Below are 17,627 nucleotides of genomic sequence, written 5' to 3' on the forward strand. Positions count from 1 at the left end.
TGCAACGGCGAGGCACGGCGGGACATCCTCACCCTGAAAATCAATCGGGTGCGGGTAGTGCGGAGAGCCGATGGCTACTACGCCCAGTTCTGCCTGGACGTGGAGCGTCGGGAGAAGGTGGGCTACACCGGCGAGGTGGTGGGGCTGGATGTGGGCTTGATGCACTTCTACACCGACAGCAATGGGAACGCTGTGCCGTGTCCCAAGTTTTTGCGTCGTGCCGAGAGGAGGTTGAAACAACAGCAAAGGAGACTGAGCAGAAAGTTCAAGAAGGGGGCCAAACCCCAATCCAAGAACTACCACCAGCAGAGGAAGCGGCTGGGCAAGGTGCATCTCAAAGTCCAACGCCAGCGTAGAGACTGGGCTGTGAAGTTGGCCCGGTGCGTGGTGCTCGCCTACGGCGGCGCGGAGCGCTTTGTCTAGCGACATCGTGGCGTATGAGAACTTGCCGGTGCGCAACCTGGTGCGGAATCACCACTTGGCCAAGTCGATTCACGATGCCGGGTGGAGTTTATTCACCGGGTGGCTGGACTCCTACGGGAAGGTCTTCAACAAGGTGGTGGTGGCCGTGCCGCCCCAGTACACCAGTCAGGACTGTTCTCGGTGTGGCCACCGGGTGAAGAAGACGCTGTCCACTCGCACCCATCAATGCCCGCAGTGTGGGGTGGTGATCGACCGGGATGAGAATGCGGCCATCAACATCCTGCGCAAAGGGTTGGAGCTGTTGGGTGAGGAGTGGAACAACGGTACCTTAGGACATAAGGGAACCGCCCCGAAAGGGGGAACGCTTGGGGAGAAAGGCCTACGGCCCGCTGCCGCGATGAGCACCGCTGCTGTGGAGGGGCAACCTGACACGGTAAGTGCTGTCGCAGAACCAGGAACCAGAATCCCCTGCCTTTAGGCAGGGGAGTATGTCAATTGTGAGATAATGGTAAAGCTGCGCTTTCTGTGCAGCCTCTGGTTCTAATCAGTTCTATCTGGCCAATTAGGGGATAGTATGCTGCACACACTATCTGGCCAATTAGGGGATAGGTCTCCAGCTCTGATCGGGATCCACTGTATCCTGGAGCTTTACGACTGCCCGGCCAAACTTTTGGATGATGCCTCTCTGGTGCAACAGGCTTTGCGAGAGGCAGCGAGACGCTCCAACTCCACCTTTTTGGGAGAGCTGTGCCATCCATTTGAGCCACAGGGGATTACAGCCCTCGCTCTTTTGGGGGAATCCCACATCTCCATTCACACCTGGCCCGAAGCGGGCTACGCGGCGGTGGATGTGTTCACCTGTGGTCGCCACACCCGACCGGAAGCGGCCTGTGAATATCTGATCGACGTGTTTCAAGCGCGACGATATTCCCTGCGCAAGGTGCCCCGCCGCACCGCGCAACCGACACTCCTGGAAGAGGCCCCAGACTCGGCTGAGGTGCTCACCTGTGAAGTGACCCGACGAAGGCGCTGAGATCTTCGCCAATCGCAGCTTTTTCCAAACTGTCATGGGGGCCATCTGTAGGCTGGGTGGGATCCGATTCACCCCAGAGGTCAGTCTATGTTGCTGGAAAAAGCTGTAGCGAGGTGCTTATGAGCAGCCCGAGAAGTTTCTTCTGGGTTCAGGAGTACTTTACCCCTTGGGACTACACTGCCCGTGCCGTCACGCGCATCTTGGCCTACCGAAAAACCCCTTTCCAGGAGATGCTGATCGCCGAGACGGGGGCCTTCGGCAAGGGTCTGATGCTGGATGGGCATTGGCAATCCACTACCGTGGATGAGTTTCTGTACCACGAGGCTTTGGTTCATCCGGCTATGGTGCAGGTTGTCCAAGCGGGCGGGATCCCCCGGCGGGTACTGGTGTTGGGGGGGGCAGAAGGGGCAACGCTGCGGGAGGTGCTGCGTTGGCGCTCGGTGGAGCAGGTGGTGATGGTGGACATCGATGGGGAGGTGGTGGCAGCCTGCCGAGAGCACCTGCCGGAAATGCACCAGGGATCCTTTGAAGATCCGCGGGTGGAGGTGGTGATTGCCGATGCCTTGGATTTTCTCCAGGAAACAGGCCCCATTTGGGATGTGATCCTTTCCGATCTTTCCGATCCCATTGAGTCCGGCCCTGCCTACCGCCTCTTCACCCAGGAGTTTTTCCGCCAGATCCGCTCCAAGTTGCAGCCAGATGGGGCTTTCACCATCCAAGCCGGGCCGACGGGGCCGGTTGAGCTTCATCAACACACCCGCATTGTTCGCACCCTGAAAACGGTGTTTGCCGCCGTGCAGCCCTACGCCATCTATGCCCCCACCTACGGTGGCCCACTGGGTTTTGCCCTGGCAGCTCAGGATCCCATCCCCTCCAGGCCAGAGCCGGAGCAGATCGACCAGATGCTGAGCCAACAGTTGGATCCCGAGCGGGGGGCACTGCAATTCATCGATGGCATTACCCTTCTGGGCCTCTACCAAGTCCCAGCTCACCTGCGCCGCGCCATTGCCGCCGAGACCACGGTTTATACCCTGGACAACCCGCCTCGCATCGAATAAGGGGCTATCCAGCACCCCGAAGGGATCCCAGGAGAGTTTGTCTTTGGTGCCATAACTTGGTAGATTCGTCTGCAGCCGAATTTTGCTTCCCTAATGAGAGTCTTGGTTATTGGTGGTGACGGATACTGTGGCTGGGCGACGGCCCTATACCTATCCAACAGGGGTTATGAGGTGGCCATTCTCGATTCCTACGTCCGCCGCCTCTGGGATCTGCAACTGGGGGTTTCTACCCTGACCCCCATTGCCCAGCTAGAGCAACGGGTGGATTGCTGGAAGGGGCTAACCGGCAAGGACATTCCCATCTTTGTCTGCGACGTTACCAACTACGAAGCCCTGATCTCCTGCATGCGCCGCTTCCCGCCGGAGGCCATTGTTCACTTTGGCGAGCAGCGCTCTGCCCCTTACTCGATGATCAGCCGCGAGCATGCGGTGATGACCCAGGTGAACAACGTGGTGGGCACCTTGAACATCCTCTACGCCATCAAGGAGGAATTTCCCGATTGCCACCTGGTGAAGCTGGGCACCATGGGCGAGTACGGCACCCCCAACATCGACATCGAGGAGGGGTACCTCACCATCGAGCACAATGGCCGCAAGGATACCCTGCCCTACCCCAAGCAGCCGGGATCCATGTATCACCTCTCCAAAGTACACGACAGCCACAACATCCACTTCGCCTGCCGCGTCTGGGGCCTGCGGGCCACCGACCTCAACCAAGGGGTGGTATACGGCGTGCTCACAGAAGAAACCGGCATGGACGAGGTGCTGATCAACCGTCTCGATTACGATGGCGTATTCGGCACAGCTCTGAACCGCTTCTGCATTCAAGCGGCCGTGGGCCATCCGCTGACAGTGTATGGCAAGGGCGGCCAGACCCGCGGTTTCCTGGATATCCGCGACACGGTGCGCTGCGTGGAGCTGGCCATTGCTCACCCTGCCGAGCCGGGCCAATTCCGGGTGATGAACCAGTTCACAGAGCAATTTAGTGTTGAGCAACTGGCGTTGCTGGTGCAAAAGGCGGGAGCCACCATGGGCCTGAAGGTGGAAATCAACCACCTGGAGAACCCCCGCGTCGAGCTGGAAGAGCACTACTACAACGCCAAAAACACCAAGCTCCTAGACCTGGGCCTCCAGCCCCACTATCTGTCCGATTCCCTCTTGGATTCGCTGCTCAACTTTGCTCTCAAGTACAAGGATCGGGTGGATGTGCGGCAGATTTTACCCAAGGTGAAGTGGAAAGGTTAACTCTCCAGGCAAGCTTGGGCCAGGCTCAGCCAGCCGCGCGCCAGGTTGTCCAGGTTATAGCCGCCTTCCAAGCCGAAGAGGGTTTTGCGGGTCACCTGCTCCAGGCAAAGGCGGGCCATGCGGCCAAAGTCTTCCGGCTCTAGCTGCATACCGGCCAGGGGATCCCCTTTGGCACAGTCGAAGCCGGCGCTCACCAGCAGCAAATCCGGCTGGAACGCTTGCAAGAACGGCAAGATCTTCTCGTCGAGGGCCTTTTTGTAGGCCAACCAATCCGAGCCGGCAGGCAAAGGCACGTTGCAGAGGTTGCCGTGGATCCCGGTTTCGCGAGCGGAGCCGGTGCCGGGGTAGAGGGGAAACTGATGGATGGAGGCATAGGCCAGTTGGGGATATCGCTCCACCACCGCCTGCGTGCCGTTGCCGTGGTGAACATCCCAATCGAAAATCGCCACCCGCTTCACCCCCGGCTGATCCAGCGCCCACAGCGCCGCAATGGCTGCGTTGCTGAATAAACAAAACCCCATTGCCCGTTCTGGCTCTGCGTGATGCCCAGGTGGACGGCACAGCACCAAAGCCGGCTGAGCGGTGGCCAAAACCGAGGCAGAGCCGGCCACCCAAGCCCCCACAGCCAGGCGCGCCGCTTCAAAACTTCTCTCCGAGAGAGCAGTGTCGGCATCAATGTGTCCCCCACCTGCTGTTGCCAACTCAGCCACCTGTTGAATGTGCCGACGCGAGTGTACTCGCTCCAGCTCTGCCAGCTCCGCCAAGGGGGGATCCCGCCATTCCAACTGGTTGGCAAAAGGGGCACCACGCAGCGCCTTAACAATGGACTGCAAGCGAGCCGGACGCTCGGGGTGAAATGGCCCAGTATCGTGGCTGAGGAAAATATCGGAATAGTAAACAGGCAACATGGGCAGAGGCAACAAGCTAAGGCAACGCCTTTGCAGTGTAGCTTAAGCCCGCCCCCTCTATCCGTAGAAGACCTCTGACATGGATCCCGCATAGGGGTCAAGGCCAAAAGAGGCTTGTTGGAGTTTTTGATTGACCACATCCCGCACTACCGACCGCAGCAATTCCAGCTCAGAGGAATTGAGTTGATCGCGGCTGGGACACTCATCGGCAGCCAGCCACATGTAGATGGCGGGGACCCGGTTTAGGATCTGCTGCATCATCGCTTCCCGCTCCCTAGCGTCATGAAACACCTGTTGATGGGGGTGCTCAGTGGAGAGGATAGTTTCCAGTTCTCCCAATGCCAGGTACTCGACGATATTAACCAACATCTTTTCCATGATGAATGTCCCTCCTAAAAATCCCTGTCGCTCTTAAAAACAGACATTAAACAAAAAACGCTGCTTCCCCATCTTCCTCCGCTGCTTTTGGCACCGGATTTTGCCTACAGGCCGACCATTTAAGCCGGTTGCAGTTAAGTCTGCCGTCGGGAAGAAGTTGCGGTTTCGTTCGTAAGATCCTCTTGTGCAGCCAATCCTTGCCTCCTCTATTCGCCTCGTTTGCCTTTCCACTTGCCGCTGAAAGCAGCCAATAGGAGCCATCAGCAGCTGGAAAATCTTTTTGCTGGTATTCAGTACCAACGAAGAATTATCAGCGTTCAAGAGAAACAAGGTAGAGCGTTTAACAAAGACTATAGAAACTCGACTGCAAAAGGCAGGAAGATCTTACTCAGCTATTTGTCATTCACTACCCTAACACGTGACTGTGTAAGAAATTGCGGGAATATTAAGAAACTTACATATTTCTTGACAATTGACTAAAACTTCTGTCTGTCAAGGAGGCCCTGGAAGGCAGTTAAAGAGTTGTAAAGAGCAACTCTTCCCTTGGCTCCAAGACCTGAAGAACTGCCAAATCCAGGGATCCAAAACAAATAGATTTAGCCTGCTATGGGCAGATCGACTCGCTGAGCCTGGATCCAGAAAGACTCTAGGTCATAGTAGTCCCTTTCCTGTTGCATAATCACATGGACAATGAGATCGGCATAGTCGATCAGTATCCAAGAGGCCGATTCCTGCCCTTCGATGCGGCGCGGAGTTTGTTTCCACTCGTCCCAAACCTTTTCCTCAATTGCTCGGGCAATGGCGCGGACTTGCGTAAGCGAGTAGCCGCTGACCAGAAGAAAGTAATCTGCCAAAGTGGAGACTTGGGATACATCCAGCAGAACGATATCGCCACCTTTTTTCTCTTCTGCCGCGCGAGCTGCACTCAGCGCCATGCAATAGATGGGATCCCCAGCAGGGGCAGGCATGAGATGTAGCAACTAAAACCCTCCTGAAACGACTGAGTTAACCTAGGACACCGCTTTTTCTAAAGGATGTAACAAAAAATGATTCCGAGTCATTAGTGTGCGCGGATGAACCACCTGATTCCGGTCTAGCAAAAATTTTAGGCTCAAGTCACATACTCCCACTACGGTTTTAGACAAATCTACAAAAGCCATCTGCCGCAACCGCTCCAATTCTGGGCTGTTGCCCCGATTCGGCTCCAGGGCATCGGCCACGAAAACCACGCAACTGAGCGGATCCATGCCGGGCTGCCCTAGCGTGTGGTTGGCAATGGCCGCCAAAATCTCCGGATCCTGTACCTGAAACTGCTCCCGCGCCACCAGGGATCCCACCTCAGCGTGCAGGATGTGAGGTTCGGCCCGCTCAATTTCATCCAGCTCCCGTTCCTGAGCCACCCTTTGCAACAGTTGCTCCGGCGGGAAAGCCTTGGCCAAGTCGTGCATCAGCCCTGCCCAAGCAGCTTTCTGCTCATCCAGCCCGTAGTGGGCCGCCAGCTGTCGGGCCATCCCCTCTACCCCCAAGATATGGCGGAGGCGAGGAGGAGACACCCGCTCCTGTAGCCAGGCCAACACCTCTTCCCGCCCCAGTTGAGTGCCCATCGCCCTAGTCATTCTGCAGCTTCAGCACGGCCATAAACGCTTCTTGGGGCACATCCACCGTTCCCACCGCCTTCATGCGTTTTTTCCCCTCTTTTTGTTTTTCCAAAAGCTTGCGTTTGCGGGTCACATCTCCTCCGTAGCATTTGGCCAAGACGTTTTTGCGCAGGGCTGGTATGGTTTCACGAGCAATCACTTTAGAGCCAATTGCTGCCTGAATGGGCACTTCAAATTGATGGCGTGGGATCAGCTCCCGTAACTTGGCAACTAGGGAACGGCCTACATAAAAAGCTTTATCCCGATGCACAATCGTGGATAGAGAATCCACCACATCGCCGTTGATCAAAATGTCCAAACGCACCAAATCATCGGCGCGATAGCCAATCATTTGGTAGTCCATGCTGGCATAACCGCGGGTGCGTGATTTCAATTGGTCGAAAAAGTCGGTGACCACTTCCGCCAGGGGCAGCTCATACACCAGCGTAGTCCGACCCTGCGCCAGATATTTCATGTCTTTAAAAGTGCCGCGTTTGGTCTCACACAGCTCCATCACGGTACCGACAAATTCCTCAGGAAGAATCACCTCTACCCTGACAATCGGCTCCTCAATGCTGGTGCGCTCGTTGGGGGGAGGCAGCTTGCTGGGATTGTCCACCCGAATCACAGAGCCGTTGTTGAGGGTAACTTGGTACACCACCGTCGGAGCTGTGATCACCAGATCGAGATTGTACTCCCGCTCTAGGCGTTCCTGAACCACCTCCATGTGCAGCAGGCCCAGAAAACCACAGCGGAAGCCGAAGCCCATGGCGCTGGAAATTTCTGGCTCAAAGTACAGGGCAGCATCGTTGAGCTTGAGCTTTTCCAGAGCCTCTTTGAGTTCGGCGTACTGATCGGAGCTGCTGGGGAACAGGCCACAAAACACCATCGGCTTGGCTTCTTTGTAGCCGGGCAGGGGCTCAGGAGCTTTGCGATTCACCAGTGTGATGGTATCCCCAACACGGGCGTGTTCCACGCTCTTGATGGCGGCGGCCATGTAGCCCACCTCGCCCGCATGTAGGGCATCCACCGGCTCTTGGTTGGGACGCATCACCCCCAGCTCGGTAATCTCGTATTCTCGGCCAGAGGCCATAAAGCAAATCTTGTCCCCCGTTTTCACCTCCCCGTCCATGATGCGCACATAGACGATCACGCCGCGATAGGCGTCGTAATAGCTATCGAAAATCAAGGCCCGCAAGGGATCCGCCACTGTATCCCGTGGGGGCGGCACCCGCTGCACAATGGCCTCCAGAATCTCTTGAATGCCAATACCCACCTTGGCAGAGGCGAGGATTGCCCCGCTGCAGTCGAGGCCGATTACCTGCTCAATCTCGGCAATCACCCGCTCCGGCTCGGCGCCCGGCAGGTCGATTTTGTTGATCACCGGAATAATTTCCAGGTTGTTCTCCAGGGCCAGGTAGACGTTGGCCAGGGTTTGGGCCTCCACCCCTTGAGAGGCATCCACCACCAGCAGCGCCCCTTCACAGGCGGCCAGGGAGCGGGAGACTTCGTAGGTGAAGTCCACATGCCCTGGCGTGTCGATCAGGTTCAAAACATAATCTTGGCCGTCTTGGGCACGGTAGTTCATGCGGGCCGCTTGCAGCTTGATGGTAATGCCCCGTTCCCGCTCCAGTTCCATGCTGTCCAGCAGTTGTGGCTTCATCTCGCGGGCTGAAACGGTGCCCGTTTCCTGCAGGAGGCGATCGGCGAGGGTGGATTTGCCGTGGTCGATGTGGGCGATGATGGAAAAGTTGCGAATACGGGAGACAGGAACGCCGGTCATAAAAACCTGATCAGGGCAAAGATTTTTTACAATGCTAGCCTCTCTGCTCCCCTGCCTGAACTGAGGTTGCCCAGAAGTTGGCTGCCAAGGGGAGAAGACACAGCCCTTCTGCCGGACACCAGAGCACCCTACTGGAATTGGCCGGGACAGCTCCTTTCCGGCAGCGCTGACTAGAGCCGGTACAACGGACGTGCCGCTTGTGTGGCAGGGATGGGATCCGTGAAGATGGAAAAAGCCAGAACGAACTTAGGCGGTGTTGTCGCCAGCTCGCCAGGAGGCTATGGGTCTGACCCGACGGCAGAGGAAGCAGTCCAGAACCCTGCCCAAAGCACTACTTGTCTAACTTCTCAATGTAGGGGCGAATGTCATTGAGGTCGATGTAGCGGTCGGTGGCGTTGCGCAGCTCGCGGGCGATCATCCCTTCGGTGGAGACAACTGTAATCAGCGTGTTTTTGGAACGCAACAGCTCGACGGCCCGCTCAAAATCTCCATCGCCGCTAAATAGAATGATCCTATCGTACTGGCCAACGGTGTTGAACATATCGATTACTATTTCGATATCCAGATTTGCTTTTTGGGAGTACCGACCGGAGTCTTCATCTCGATATTCTTTGAGGATCTTGGTGCGCACAGTGAAGCCCATGCTGATCAGAGCGTCTCGAAAGGCCCTCTGATCATGGGGATCCTTGATGCCGGTGTACCAAAAGGCGTTGACCAATTCAACATTCGGCTGTGATCTAACAAAATAATCCAGCACCCGGCGTGGGTCAAAAAACCAGCCATTTTTCTGTTGAGCATAAAACATATTATTGCCATCAATAAAGATGGAAACCCGAGTGACGGGATGATGGTAAAACATAAAGCTTTTCCGAAAAAAGTAAGGTGAACTGGTCAGAAAAAGAGGATGAAAACGAGGTCACTGACTTTCCACAAGAGCCATTTGGGCAGCCAGCACCTTGCTGACACCAATCTCTCATCATAGCCAAAGGTGGGATCCCTTTCTCAAGAATTAACTCTGGGGAGAGGCACCCCTGTAAACCAAAGCGGGTTCCGGTTGCCGCAGGGCATAGCTGGATCCCGGTCGATCGGCTTGGCTAACGTACAGCTCCGCCAATTGTCGAGCCAGGTTACGGATGCGCCCAATGTAGAGGGTGCGCTCGGCTACAGCAATGACACCACGAGCGTCGAGCAGGTTAAAGGTGTGGGAGCACTTGAGCACATAGTCGTAGGCGGGCAGGAGCAGAGACACGGCCAACCGATCCGGCAACACCTGTTTCTGCAGTTTCTGTTGGGTGGTTTCGATCAAACGCTTGGCCTCGGCTTCGTAGAGCCGGAACAATTCCAGTAGCATCTCCGGATCGGAATACTCGAAGTTGTAATAAGATTGCTCGACCTCATTTTGGAAATAGATTTGTCCATAAGTAATCCGTCCGAGAGAAGGATGCTCGTTCCAGCAGAGATCGTAAACAGAATCCACCCCCTGCAGATACATGGCCAGGCGCTCTAGCCCATAGGTAATTTCTACAGAAACCGGGCGACAATCTTGTCCGCCCACCTGCTGAAAGTAGGTGAACTGGGTTACTTCCATGCCGTCCAGCCACACTTCCCAGCCCACGCCCCAAGCCCCCAAGGTGGGAGATTCCCAGTCATCTTCCACAAAGCGAACATCGTGTTCTGCCGGGTTCACGCCCAAAGCTTGCAGGCTATTTAGGTACACATCTTGAATGTCATCGGGGGAGGGCTTGATCAACACTTGGTATTGGAAATAGTGCTGTAGGCGATTGGGGTTTTGACCGTAGCGTCCATCGGTGGGGCGGCGACAAGGCTCGACATAGGCCACTCGCCAGGGATCCGGCCCCAAGGCGCGCAAAAACGTGTGGGGGCTCATGGTGCCGGCGCCTTTTTCCAGGTCGTAGGGTTGCAGGATCAAGCAGCCCTGCTCCCCCCAAAACTGTTGCAGGCGAAAGATCAAGTCTTGAAAGGTGTGGGCTGACATGGCAGGGGTTGGGCAGAGATGGATTAACCCCTATCCTACCAATCTCCTCCTCTCAGTCGAGCAGCTCTTCCCGATCAGCTGGATCCGAGTAGTCCCACTCGATGGGGGGCATTTGGTCGAAGGCTTGTTTGAGGGCGCTCTCCCACAGTTTGCGCATCTTGGCCAGGTAGGGATCCCCGGTGCGCAGGCGCAGACGGTGGGTGACCTTGAACTGATCCGCTTGCACCATCACCAAATCGATGGGGGGGCCGACGGAGATGTTGGATTTCATGGTGGAGTCGATGGAGAGGAGAGCGCATTTGGCCGCATCTGCTAGCGAGGTTTCGTAGGAGAGGGTGCGATCCAAGATTGGCTTGCCGTATTTGGTTTCCCCCACCTGCAAAAAAGGGGTTTCCGGGGTGGCCTGGATGCAGTTGCCCTGGCTGTAGATCAAAAAGAGGGCCGGCTCCTCGCCTCGGATCTGTCCCCCCAACAACAGGCTGCACTGGGCGTCGATGCCGTCTTTTTCCAGCCAGGGCCGGTCTTGCTCCTGGATGTACCGAATCTTGGATCCCAGGTAGCGGGCCACGTCGTAGAGATGGGGGAAGGTGTGGAGATTGGAACTTTCCGGTTGGCGCAGATCCCGCTGCACTTCGGTCAAAACGCCCTGGGTGATGGACAGGTTGCCGGAGGTGCAGATCAAGATCACCCGCTCTTCGGGCACGGAAAAATCGAACAGCTTTTGGTAGGTGGAGACGTAGTCCACCCCGGCGTTGGTGCGGGAATCTGCCGCCATCACCAAGCCAAAGCGGGTGATGATGCCAAGGCAGTAGGTCATGCGAACGATGCGGCTCGGCTCTCTGATTGTAGAGGCGATTGTAGAGGTTCAGGGGAAAGCAAATCCGATTTTGTGGCGGATTTCCTCCCGCAGGCGGGCGGTGATCGAGGCTTCGTCCAAATCGGCCAAAATCTGGGCTATGGCGGCTTTGGGGCCCTCTGGCCCCCAACTGGCTCCCTGGGCCAGGTAGCGGCGGGCGGACTCGCCGATGGCATGGCAGGAAAACCCGGCCAACACCGCCTGCGTCAGGGCCACGGAACCGTAGGCTCCCAGAGAGAATCCCCCCAGCAAGGTTTTCAGGGATCCCAGGCCCAACAGCGCCACCCACTCGCCGGCGCCCAGGCTGAGCATGCTGAGGATGATCTTCTGCAGCAGTTGTGTGGCTCCTGCAGTGCTCATGGGCCAGCCGTACAGGCGGGCCAGGCGCAGGATCAGGGTGACATCGATGGCCAGCCCTCCCAAGGTATCGAGCAGGGTGATGGGGTTGAGGGCAACCGCCAGCGCTTTGGTGCGGGCGGCTGAGGCGATGAGGTCTTGGGCTTGCTGGGCACGGGTTTGCAGCTTGCGCTCAATTACCTGCTGGTTAACCCGATCGGCAAACAGGAGGGCATTCAAGGCCAGCAGCGAACGCCCCTCCCGATGCAGGACTTCCAGGATTTTCAGGCGCAGCTCATCCACCTGCGGGGATCCCACTTCCATCTGGGCAGCAAAGCTCCCATCCGGCCTTTGCACCAGGCGGGGTACGCGAGGGGAGGCCGCCACCATGACGATCTCGTTGGGAGAAAGGAGCTGCCGCACCCGTTCGTTGCGGATCTTGTCGTAAATGGCCTGGCGATCTGCCTCTGGGTACTGGTCGATCTTGTTGAACACCAGCAGCATAGGCTTGCCCGCCTCCCGCAGGGTGGCCAGGGCCTCAAACTCCACCCGCGTCAGATCCCCGCAGACGACAAACAGGATCAAATCCGCCCGCTGCGCCACTTCTCGGGCCAGCCGCGCCCGCTCTTCGCCATCCACTTCATCGAGGCCGGGAGTGTCGATCAGCTCCAGACGGGATCCCTGCCAATGGGCGACCTGTACCGACTGCACCGAGGAAGGGGGGAGGCGGGATCCCTGCAGGGATGTGCCAGAGAAGGAGGACTGGGGGCGGGTTTCCCAGCTGATGTTCCAAGTTGCCGCTTGCTGGGTACGGGTGATGCCATGGGTGGGCCCCGTCTCAAAGACTGGCTCGCCCAGCAGGGCATTGAGCAGGGAAGACTTGCCTCGCCCCACCAGACCAAAGGCGGCGATGTGGATGACCTCGGTTTCCAGCTTGTCCAAGAGCGCTTGCAAGCTCTCCAACTCCCCTTCTAAGCCCGCGACCTCTTGGGGGCGCAGATCCAGTTGGGCCACCCACTGGCGCAGGCTGCGCTTGGCTTGTTGGTAGTTGAGGTCATCTTGTAGGGTGTTGCGGCGAGCCATAGCCGTAGCGCTTAATAGCGGTAGGAAGCAGCCCTTAAAAGACTCCACTTTGCTCTCGGGATCGGCAGGCTTCCCCACCGGACAGAGAGCTTCTCATTGGACAATACAAGGGACAATACAAGACGATCATAAGAAGAGTTAAGCTCAAAGCAAGGCGGCCTCAGCCGCCGGGATCCGCAACTCAAAAATCCGATATCCAAAACTTGGCAAGAGGAGGTTTTCCATGCCCAGGGCTATCTGGAATGGGGTAGTGGTGGCGGAGACAGACCGCTACGAAACCGTAGAAGGCAACATCTATTTTCCGCCGGAATCTCTGCGCCGGGAATACTTCCAGCCCAGCTCTACCCACACCACCTGCCCCTGGAAGGGGGAGGCCAGCTACTACACCCTCGTGGTCAACGGCCAGGAGAACAAAGATGCCGCCTGGTACTACCCGGATCCCAAACCCGCTGCGGCCAACATCCGGGGCTATGTGGCCTTCTGGAAGGGTGTCAAGGTGGAGCCCTAGCCGGAGCCGAGTTTGTCAACCGGGTATGATGGGAAGAGTGGGTTGGAGAGGCGATGCCATGCTGACCAATGGCCGGATCCCATTCAGCCCGGCCCGATGGGCGGGAAAGCTGTGCCTGGCCGGATTGAGCCTGGTGCTGTTGGGCTGCAGCCCCGCAGGTTTTCGCACCCCGCGTCCCAGCCTGACCAACAGTGGCCTCAACAGCATCTTCCCCGATGGGGAGCCTGCTTTCAACGGAGATGGCCGCTACCTGGTGTTTTCCTCGGCCCGCAGCGGCAGCCAGGATATTTTTCTCTACGACACGGTGGAACGTCGCTTGGTGGATCTGCCCGGCCTCAACTCCAGCGACGTGGCGGCTACCTCGCCCGACATCAGCGCTGATGGCCGCTACATCGTCTACGTGTCCAATGCTCTGGGCAAGTCTGAGATCTTCCTCTACGACCGGGAAACTCGCAGGATAGAAAACATCAGCAGCCGGGTGCCAGGAGATGTGCGCAACCCCACCATCAGCGGCGATGGCCGGTTTATCGCTTTTGAGAGCAACGGCCAAGGACAGTGGCACATCGAGATTTTCGACCGGGGGTCGGCGGCCAGCACGCGTCCAACCTCACCTTCTTCCCCCAATGCTGACGACAATCCCTGAGGGGATCCTCAAGCTAGGATAGACCCCCCTGATTTGCAAGAGTTGTTGCATGTCGATTCCCCTCGCCCAGCGACTTCAGCCCCTCGGCGGCAATGTGTTTGACCAAATGGATCGAGCCAAGCGAGAGGCTCGTCGCTCTGGCCTGGATGTGATCGATCTGTCTCTGGGATCCTCCGATCTGCCCCCACCTTCAGACTCCTTGGCGGCCATCCAATCGGCTCTGTCGGATCCCTCTACCTATGGCTACACGCTGTTTCACGACACGGCGGACTTTCGGTCTGCCTGCGCCAAGTGGTACAGGGGCAAGTTCGGCCTGGAGATCGATCCGGAAACAGAGGTGCTGCCGTTGATCGGATCCCAGCAGGGAACGGCCCTCTTGCCCCTGGCCCTGCTCAACCCCGGCGATGTTGCTTTGGTTGCGGATCCGGCCTATCCCTCTCACGTGGGCGGGATCCATCTGGCGGGCGGGATCCCCTACTACCTGCCCCTGCGGGCGGAAAACCGCTTCTTGCCCCAGTGGGATCGGATCCCGGAGGCAATCTGCCGGCAGGCGCGGCTGCTGGTGTTGAACTACCCCCACAACCCCACCACTGCCACCGTCACCCCGGAGTTTTGGCAAGAAACCCTGCAGTTTTGTCAGCAGTACGACATCGTTCTGGCCCACGATTTTCCCTATGTGGACTGGCGCTTCGACGGCCAGGTGGCCCCTTCTGCGCTGCAGGCGGATCCCGATAAAACCCGCACCATCGAGTTTTTTTCTCTCTCCAAGTCCTATCACATGGGGGGATTCCGGGTAGCCTACGCCATTGGCAGCCGAGAGCTGATCCGAGCCCTGCGATGGGTGAAATCCACCATCGACTTTCACCAATACCAGGGCATTCTGCGGGGGGCAGCAGCGGCTTTGGCAGTTCCCGATAGTTTTTTGGAGCGCTGGCGGCAGGTGTACCGAGAGCGACGGGATATAGCTGTGGCGGCTCTGCACCGCATGGGTTGGCCTGTGCCTTTGCCGGAGGCCACCATGTATCTGTGGGCGCCTTTGCCGGAGTTTTATCGCGGCTCTTCTGCCCAGTTTTGTTTGGACTTGGTGAGAGCCACAGGGGTTGCCCTGTCTCCGGGTTCTGGCTTTGGCCCCAGTGGGGAAGGCTATGTCCGCTTTGCTTTGGTGGTCGAGGGATCCCGTCTGGAGGAGGCAGTGGGACGGATCGAGGCGTTTTTGTCCCGGTGCATTTCCTAAATCCCAAACATCAATCCCAAACATCGAGCATCCAGCTCTCGGTTGGTTGTGCTCGCCCACCCTCGGGCAATCTAAGTCAGGATAAGAGTAAGAGTGTTACCCAAGTTGAGTGGGCATGGAGAAGGAAACGCTCGACAGTTTTTTGTCCATCCGTGGGGTGATGGGGGTGGCGCTCTTGAGTCGGGCAGGTCGCCCTTTCTTCTACCGCTCTTTTCAGGATTTGGATAGCCGACAGCAACAGGCCCTCACCGAAGGGCTGTTTCAAGTTTTGGAGACCATGCCCCCAGGACTTGACTATTTTGATTTTCAGTTTGCCGAGCAGCGGGTTTTCGTTTACCCCCTTGGGCCGGAATGGGCGCTGCTGGTGGCGGTGAATGACGAGCTGGTGATGCCGGTTTACACCTTGGCCGTGAACCGCCTGCGAGCCGAGCTGCAGCAGGATACGCCAAAGGGCTTGGCCACCTTTCGTCTATTTACCAGCCAGGCGGAGGCAGGCCGGAACGCTACCCAGCCCAGTTCCGCTCCTGCGGCGGGCCCGCGCATGGAGATGGATGTCTTCGTGCAATCTCTGAACCGTCTCTGCCAGATTACAACCGGCTATTTGGGCAAGGCAGTGATCGTCAACTATTGGAAGGCAGCACGGCAGGAAGTGGTGGAACGCCAGGGATCCAAAGCAGAATGGCTGAACCAGTTCGAGATCGAGCGCAGCGGCCAGATCCACTACCGGGGATCCCTCAAGGAACTGGACGAATCTCAGCAGAAGGTGCTGCGGGATTGGGTGCTGGCTTTTTTCCGTCGCTGTGAGGAGGTGATCCACGATTTTCGCAACTTGATCAAATCGACAGAACTGGGCCTATGAAAAAGGGGCAGGCTTTTTCCTAAGTAGGGCTATCGGCGAACTCTACCCGGCTCTTGGTCGAGGAAAATCCAGGCTAAGCTATGACCATGATCAACCCGGATCGCGCCAGGTGCAGACAAGATCCCTGCCTGGGGATGTCCCTTCTTGTCGCCGCAAGCCGACCCAGCGAAAGATCCGCTTTGCTACCGCGATGCCGCCGGATCCCTCGTTACTATGGGGTTGCGGCACTCTACGCGAAGGAGTCGCTATGCTGAGAATCGTCACCCAGCTAGCCGAGGCTGAAGCCGAGCTCAGACGGATCTCGGAGCGCACTCAGGCTGACCAGAACCTGCACCGTGAAGCAACCGTGCGGGAGATCCTGCAAGCGGTACGCCGTCAGGGGGATCGGGCCCTGCTGACCTATACGGCTGAGTTCGACCAGGTGGAGCTGAGCGTTGCCGAGCTGAAGGTGTCTGGGGCCGAGCTAGAGGCAGCTTACCAGGCGGTGTCTCCGCAGTTGCTTTCAGCCCTACGGCTGGCCAAGCAGCGCATTGAAGCTTTTCACCGGCAGCGGGTGCCCAGCAGTTGGGTAAGCTTTCCCGGCCCTGAGATCGTCTTGGGCAAGCAATACCGCCCTGTGGATCGCGCCGGCCTCTACATTCCGGGAGGGCGAGCCGCCTACCCCAGCACGGTGTTGATGAACGCCATCCCGGCCCAGGTGGCAGGGGTGCCCGAGATTGTGATGGTGACGCCACCGGGATCCGACGGCTCGGGGGGCAAGGGGATTAGCCCGGCCATTTTGGTGGCCGCCCAAGAAGTAGGCATCCACACCATCTATCGCGTTGGAGGGGCTCAGGCAATAGGGGCTTTGGCCTACGGCACCGAGACCATCCCCAAGGTGGACGTGATCACCGGCCCCGGCAACATCTACGTAACTTTGGCCAAAAAGCTGGTGTACGGCACGGTGGGGATCGACTCGCTGGCCGGGCCATCGGAGGTGTTGATCATCGCCGACGAGAGCGCCAACCCCCTTTATGTGGCTGCCGATTTGCTGGCCCAAGCCGAGCACGATCCCTTGGCGGCGGCCATCCTTCTGACCACCGATCTCCAGCTGGCCCAGCAGGTGCAGCAGGCGGTGGCCACCCAGATGGAGGCCCATCCCAACCGTCTGATGGTGGAAAAGTCGGTGGTGAACTACGGTCTGATTGCGGTGGTGCCGGATCTGTCAACGGCGGTGGCCTTGTCCAACCTGTTTGCGCCAGAACATTTGGAATTGCAGGTGGCCGATCCCTGGGCTTTGTTGGATCCCATTCGCCATGCGGGGGCCATTTTCTTGGGCCACCATACTCCGGAGGCGGTAGGAGATTACCTGGCTGGCCCCAACCATACCTTGCCCACCGCCGGTGCGGCCCGCTATGCCTCGGCTTTGGGGGTGGAAACTTTCCTAAAGCATTCCAGTCTGATTCAATACAGCTCAGCGGCTTTGCGGGAGGTGGCCAGCGCCATTCAGGCTCTCACACAAGCGGAAGGGTTGCCCGCCCACGGCCAGTCGGTACAGGTGCGGTTGGCGGAGGAGCGCTAATCAAGCCCTGGTCGCAGTTAGCTAGACCGCCGGGAAGCCCCACCCTCTGTTAGTGACTAGTGGCTAGTCACTATCCACTCACCACT

19 protein-coding genes are annotated in these 17,627 nt (G+C 57.9%); 10 read left to right on the top strand and 9 right to left on the bottom strand.

From position 1 onward, the window contains the following. The 5 genes from NW843_RS07645 to NW843_RS07665 form a co-directional block, all read left to right on the top strand. Nucleotides 1-423, top strand: a 423-nt coding sequence (locus NW843_RS07645; protein WP_414522582.1) for an RNA-guided endonuclease InsQ/TnpB family protein, incomplete at its 5' end; no start/stop codon positions are given. Continuing rightward, a complete protein-coding gene (locus tag NW843_RS07650; RefSeq protein WP_414522583.1) occupies nucleotides 416-901 on the top strand; it encodes an RNA-guided endonuclease InsQ/TnpB family protein in 486 nt (161 codons plus the stop codon). The genes NW843_RS07645 and NW843_RS07650, both read left to right, overlap by 8 nt. Before the next feature lie 96 nt (nucleotides 902-997). Next, entirely contained in the window at nucleotides 998-1,456 is a 459-nt protein-coding gene (speD, locus tag NW843_RS07655) for an adenosylmethionine decarboxylase (RefSeq protein ID WP_414522584.1), read from the top strand. A gap of 119 nt (nucleotides 1,457-1,575) precedes the next feature. Next, nucleotides 1,576-2,514 (top strand): fused MFS/spermidine synthase, encoded by a 939-nt coding sequence (locus NW843_RS07660; RefSeq protein WP_414522585.1) that lies wholly within the window; start codon nucleotides 1,576-1,578, stop codon nucleotides 2,512-2,514. A 93-nt stretch (nucleotides 2,515-2,607) separates the two neighbouring features. Next, nucleotides 2,608-3,759, top strand: coding sequence for an NAD-dependent epimerase/dehydratase family protein (locus tag NW843_RS07665; RefSeq protein WP_414522586.1), 1,152 nt, complete (start codon nucleotides 2,608-2,610; stop codon nucleotides 3,757-3,759). Here NW843_RS07665 and NW843_RS07670 read toward each other — a convergent pair. From NW843_RS07670 to NW843_RS07710, 9 genes are all read right to left on the bottom strand, one after another. After that, nucleotides 3,756-4,667, bottom strand: a complete 912-nt coding sequence (locus tag NW843_RS07670; RefSeq protein WP_414522587.1) for a histone deacetylase — start codon at nucleotides 4,665-4,667, stop codon at nucleotides 3,756-3,758. The two genes, NW843_RS07665 and NW843_RS07670, sit on opposite strands and share 4 nt — an antisense overlap. A 57-nt stretch (nucleotides 4,668-4,724) precedes the next feature. Continuing rightward, nucleotides 4,725-5,045: a hypothetical protein gene (locus tag NW843_RS07675; protein ID WP_414342999.1), complete on the bottom strand. Its 321-nt coding sequence runs from the start codon at nucleotides 5,043-5,045 to the stop codon at nucleotides 4,725-4,727. 596 nt (nucleotides 5,046-5,641) lie between these two features. Beyond that, nucleotides 5,642-6,013, bottom strand: coding sequence for a ribosome silencing factor (rsfS, locus tag NW843_RS07680; protein WP_011431734.1), 372 nt, complete (start codon nucleotides 6,011-6,013; stop codon nucleotides 5,642-5,644). A gap of 42 nt (nucleotides 6,014-6,055) precedes the next feature. Continuing rightward, nucleotides 6,056-6,661 (bottom strand): bis(5'-nucleosyl)-tetraphosphatase (symmetrical) YqeK, encoded by a 606-nt coding sequence (gene yqeK / locus NW843_RS07685; protein ID WP_414389772.1) that lies wholly within the window; start codon nucleotides 6,659-6,661, stop codon nucleotides 6,056-6,058. Then, nucleotides 6,654-8,465 carry a translation elongation factor 4 gene (lepA, locus tag NW843_RS07690; protein ID WP_414328663.1) on the bottom strand — a complete coding sequence of 604 codons (1,812 nt, stop codon included), beginning with the start codon at nucleotides 8,463-8,465 and terminating at the stop codon, nucleotides 6,654-6,656. Before lepA ends, yqeK begins: the two co-directional genes overlap by 8 nt. Before the next feature lie 331 nt (nucleotides 8,466-8,796). Then, complete coding sequence (locus tag NW843_RS07695) at nucleotides 8,797-9,324, bottom strand: NYN domain-containing protein (RefSeq protein ID WP_011431737.1); 528 nt, start codon at nucleotides 9,322-9,324, stop codon at nucleotides 8,797-8,799. Between the two features lie 150 nt (nucleotides 9,325-9,474). Beyond that, nucleotides 9,475-10,461, bottom strand: coding sequence for a glycine--tRNA ligase subunit alpha (gene glyQ, locus NW843_RS07700; RefSeq protein WP_414343007.1), 987 nt, complete (start codon nucleotides 10,459-10,461; stop codon nucleotides 9,475-9,477). A gap of 52 nt (nucleotides 10,462-10,513) precedes the next feature. After that, nucleotides 10,514-11,278 (bottom strand): peptidase, encoded by a 765-nt coding sequence (locus NW843_RS07705; RefSeq protein ID WP_414387909.1) that lies wholly within the window; start codon nucleotides 11,276-11,278, stop codon nucleotides 10,514-10,516. 48 nt (nucleotides 11,279-11,326) lie between these two features. Continuing rightward, entirely contained in the window at nucleotides 11,327-12,736 is a 1,410-nt protein-coding gene (locus NW843_RS07710; protein ID WP_414522588.1) for a DUF697 domain-containing protein, read from the bottom strand. 223 nt (nucleotides 12,737-12,959) lie between these two features. Here NW843_RS07710 and NW843_RS07715 point away from each other — a divergent pair, with 223 nt between their 5' ends. The 5 genes from NW843_RS07715 (at nucleotide 12,960) to hisD (ending at nucleotide 17,541) form a co-directional block, all read left to right on the top strand. Next, nucleotides 12,960-13,244, top strand: coding sequence for a DUF427 domain-containing protein (locus NW843_RS07715; RefSeq protein WP_414328853.1), 285 nt, complete (start codon nucleotides 12,960-12,962; stop codon nucleotides 13,242-13,244). Between the two features lie 58 nt (nucleotides 13,245-13,302). Continuing rightward, entirely contained in the window at nucleotides 13,303-13,887 is a 585-nt protein-coding gene (locus NW843_RS07720; protein ID WP_414522589.1) for a TolB family protein, read from the top strand. Between the two features lie 49 nt (nucleotides 13,888-13,936). Next, nucleotides 13,937-15,121, top strand: a complete 1,185-nt coding sequence (locus NW843_RS07725) for an LL-diaminopimelate aminotransferase (protein ID WP_414522590.1) — start codon at nucleotides 13,937-13,939, stop codon at nucleotides 15,119-15,121. A 115-nt stretch (nucleotides 15,122-15,236) separates the two neighbouring features. Beyond that, nucleotides 15,237-15,980, top strand: a complete 744-nt coding sequence (locus NW843_RS07730; protein ID WP_414522591.1) for a hypothetical protein — start codon at nucleotides 15,237-15,239, stop codon at nucleotides 15,978-15,980. 247 nt (nucleotides 15,981-16,227) lie between these two features. Then, complete coding sequence (gene hisD / locus NW843_RS07735) at nucleotides 16,228-17,541, top strand: histidinol dehydrogenase (RefSeq protein WP_414522592.1); 1,314 nt, start codon at nucleotides 16,228-16,230, stop codon at nucleotides 17,539-17,541. The last annotated feature ends 86 nt before the right edge of the window (nucleotides 17,542-17,627 follow it).

Origin of the sequence: Synechococcus sp. R5-12 (assembly GCF_047502655.1) — a bacterium.
Taxonomy (GTDB): domain Bacteria; phylum Cyanobacteriota; class Cyanobacteriia; order Thermostichales; family Thermostichaceae; genus Thermostichus.

Coding starts and splice junctions, on each gene's coding strand:
- speD (WP_414522584.1), top strand. CDS start 998: ATGCTGCACACACTATCTGGCCAATTAGGGGATAGGTCTCCAGCTCTG.
- NW843_RS07660 (WP_414522585.1), top strand. CDS start 1,576: ATGAGCAGCCCGAGAAGTTTCTTCTGGGTTCAGGAGTACTTTACCCCT.
- NW843_RS07665 (WP_414522586.1), top strand. CDS start 2,608: ATGAGAGTCTTGGTTATTGGTGGTGACGGATACTGTGGCTGGGCGACG.
- NW843_RS07670 (WP_414522587.1), bottom strand. CDS start 4,667: ATGTTGCCTGTTTACTATTCCGATATTTTCCTCAGCCACGATACTGGG.
- NW843_RS07675 (WP_414342999.1), bottom strand. CDS start 5,045: ATGGAAAAGATGTTGGTTAATATCGTCGAGTACCTGGCATTGGGAGAA.
- rsfS (WP_011431734.1), bottom strand. CDS start 6,013: ATGCCTGCCCCTGCTGGGGATCCCATCTATTGCATGGCGCTGAGTGCA.
- yqeK (WP_414389772.1), bottom strand. CDS start 6,661: ATGACTAGGGCGATGGGCACTCAACTGGGGCGGGAAGAGGTGTTGGCC.
- lepA (WP_414328663.1), bottom strand. CDS start 8,465: ATGACCGGCGTTCCTGTCTCCCGTATTCGCAACTTTTCCATCATCGCC.
- NW843_RS07695 (WP_011431737.1), bottom strand. CDS start 9,324: ATGTTTTACCATCATCCCGTCACTCGGGTTTCCATCTTTATTGATGGC.
- glyQ (WP_414343007.1), bottom strand. CDS start 10,461: ATGTCAGCCCACACCTTTCAAGACTTGATCTTTCGCCTGCAACAGTTT.
- NW843_RS07705 (WP_414387909.1), bottom strand. CDS start 11,278: ATGACCTACTGCCTTGGCATCATCACCCGCTTTGGCTTGGTGATGGCG.
- NW843_RS07710 (WP_414522588.1), bottom strand. CDS start 12,736: ATGGCTCGCCGCAACACCCTACAAGATGACCTCAACTACCAACAAGCC.
- NW843_RS07715 (WP_414328853.1), top strand. CDS start 12,960: ATGCCCAGGGCTATCTGGAATGGGGTAGTGGTGGCGGAGACAGACCGC.
- NW843_RS07720 (WP_414522589.1), top strand. CDS start 13,303: ATGCTGACCAATGGCCGGATCCCATTCAGCCCGGCCCGATGGGCGGGA.
- NW843_RS07725 (WP_414522590.1), top strand. CDS start 13,937: ATGTCGATTCCCCTCGCCCAGCGACTTCAGCCCCTCGGCGGCAATGTG.
- NW843_RS07730 (WP_414522591.1), top strand. CDS start 15,237: ATGGAGAAGGAAACGCTCGACAGTTTTTTGTCCATCCGTGGGGTGATG.
- hisD (WP_414522592.1), top strand. CDS start 16,228: ATGCTGAGAATCGTCACCCAGCTAGCCGAGGCTGAAGCCGAGCTCAGA.